At 55.9% G+C, this 2,500-nt stretch carries 1 tRNA gene and 2 rRNA genes (1 of these 3 cut by a window edge); all 3 read right to left on the minus strand.

What is annotated here, in order from left to right:
• Positions 1-6: 6 nt before the first annotated feature.
• A tRNA-Met gene (locus HH303_RS19850) sits at positions 7-83 on the minus strand.
• A gap of 120 nt (positions 84-203) precedes the next feature.
• Positions 204-319 (minus strand): 5S ribosomal RNA (gene rrf / locus HH303_RS19855).
• A 178-nt stretch (positions 320-497) separates the two neighbouring features.
• A 23S ribosomal RNA gene (locus HH303_RS19860) occupies positions 498-2,500 on the minus strand (it continues 739 nt past the right edge of the window).

Raw genomic sequence — 2,500 nt, forward strand, 5'->3', positions numbered from 1 at the left:
ATTGTTTGGTTGCGGGGAGAGGATTTGAACCTCTGACCTTCAGGTTATGAGCCTGACGAGCTACCTGGCTGCTCCACCCCGCGTTATAGGTTTGTGAGGGCGCTGCGACGAGTGTGGTATATGGCGTGTCGCGTTATGGAGGCCCATGGTTGGGGGGTATTGTCATGGTGTAGGGTGTTTTTTGACATCCATCCTCATGGAAGACTTGGCGGCGCCCTACTCTCCCGCGGCTTAAGCCGAAGTACCATTGGCGCAGGAGGGTTTCACGGCCGAGTTCGGGATGGGATCGGGTGCTGGGCCCTCCGCTAAGGCCACCAAGTCGTCTATGAGGATGGGTGTTTCGGTGTGAACCGAAGATGAAAGCTGGTTTTTCTGGGATTTGCTTCGTTGAGATTGCCGTCTGGACGGCGGATCTTGCGAGAAGTCTTGTTGAACTTGTTGTGTTGCCCAAAGCACTCACTGTCCCATGAGCGGTTTTTACCGTCATGCGAAGGGAGGCTTGGAAGCCTATCGAGCAATTAGTACCGGTAAGCTTCATGCATTACTGCACTTCCACACCCGGCCTATCGACGTAGTGGTCTACTACGGCTCTCAGGCGAGACCTGGTTTTGAGGTTGGTTTCCCGCTTAGATGCCTTCAGCGGTTATCCAGTCCATACATAGCTACGCGGCAGTGCCACTGGCGTGACAACCGCTCCACCAGAGGTATGTCCATCCCGGTCCTCTCGTACTAGGGACAGATCCTCTCAAGTCTCGAACACCCACGGCAGATAGGGACCGAACTGTCTCACGACGTTCTAAACCCAGCTCACGTACCTCTTTAAATGGCGAACAGCCATACCCTTGGGACCTGCTCCAGCCCCAGGATGAGATGAGCCGACATCGAGGTGCCAAACACCCCCGTCGATGTGGACTCTTGGGGGGTATCAGCCTGTTATCCCCGGAGTACCTTTTATCCGTTGAGCGATGGCCCTTCCACGCGGGACCACCGGATCACTAGGACCGACTTTCGTCTCTGTTCCACCTGTCGGTGTCACAGTCAGGCGAGCTTATGCCCTTGCACTCAACGAGCGATTTCCGACCGCTCTGAGCTCACCTTCGCGCGCCTCCGTTACTCTTTGGGAGGCGACCGCCCCAGTCAAACTACCCACCACGCAGGGTCCCGGACCCGGTTTCACGGGCCGCGGTTAGACAACAAGAGCATCAAGGGCGGTATTTCAAGGATGACTCCACAAGAACTGGCGTCCCTGCTTCAACGTCTCCCGCCTATCCTACACATGATGGTCCTGTTGCCACTGCGAAGCTATAGTAAAGGTTCACGGGGTCTTTCCGTCTGACCGCGGGAACTCCGCATCTTCACGGAGAGTTCAATTTCGCTGAGTCCACGTTGGAGACAGTAGGGCAGTCGTTACGCCATTCGTGCAGGTCGGAACTTACCCGACAAGGAATTTCGCTACCTTAGGACCGTTATAGTTACGGCCGCCGTTTACCGGGGCTTCAATTCGGCGCTTGCACACCTCCTCTTAACCTTCCGGCACCGGGCAGGCGTCAGACCCTATACGTCGTCTTACGACTTCGCAGAGCCCTGTGTTTTTAGTAAACAGTCGCCACCCTCATTTCTGTGCCCCCTCACAAGAGTTGCCTCCTGCAAGGGCCCCCTTCTCCCGAAGTTACGGGGGGATTTTGCCGAGTTCCTTCAACGTGGTTCTCTCAAGCGCCTTGGTATACTCTACCAGCCCACCTGTGTCGGTTTGGGGTACGGTCTATTCTCGGGGCTATTTCCAGGGACCGCTTGGCAGCCCGACCAATCCGATAAGGTCGAACAACGTCTACGATCCGTCACATCCCGAGAGGCTCTGGAATATTAACCAGATTCCCATCGCCTACGCCTTTCGGCCTCGGCTTAGGGGCCGGCTCACCCTGCGCGGATTAGCCTTGCGCAGGAACCCTTGGGCTTACGGCGAGAGTGTTTCTCACACTCTTTATCGCTACTCATGTCAGCATTCGCACTTCCGATATCTCCAGGACCCCTCACGGGTATCCCTTCACAGACCTACGGAACGCTCCGCTACCGCTCGATCAAAGATCGAACCCGCAGCTTCGGTGTATAGCTTGAGCCCCGGTACATCTTCGGCGCAAGGCGGCTTATTTAGACCAGTGAGCTATTACGCTTTCTTTAAACGATGGCTGCTTCTAAGCCAACGTCCTGGTTGTCTTGGCCTCCTCACATCCTTTCCCACTTAGCTATAACTTGGGGACCTTAGCTGGCGGTCAGGGCTGTTTCCCTTTTGACGACGGACCTTAGCACCCGCCGTCTGTCTGCCTAGATTGCACTCTTCGGTATTCGGAGTTTGGTTAGAGTCGGTAAGGCTCGCGCCCCCCTTCCCCATCCAGTGCTCTACCCCCGAAGGTGAGACTAGACGCGCTACCTAAATAGCTTTCGCGGAGAACCAGCTATTGCCGAGTTTGATTGGCCTTTCACCCCTAGCCACAGGTCATCC

It is taken from the genome of Pacificispira spongiicola (genome assembly GCF_012926505.1).
In the GTDB taxonomy this organism is placed as follows: domain Bacteria; phylum Pseudomonadota; class Alphaproteobacteria; order UBA8366; family Aestuariispiraceae; genus Pacificispira; species Pacificispira spongiicola.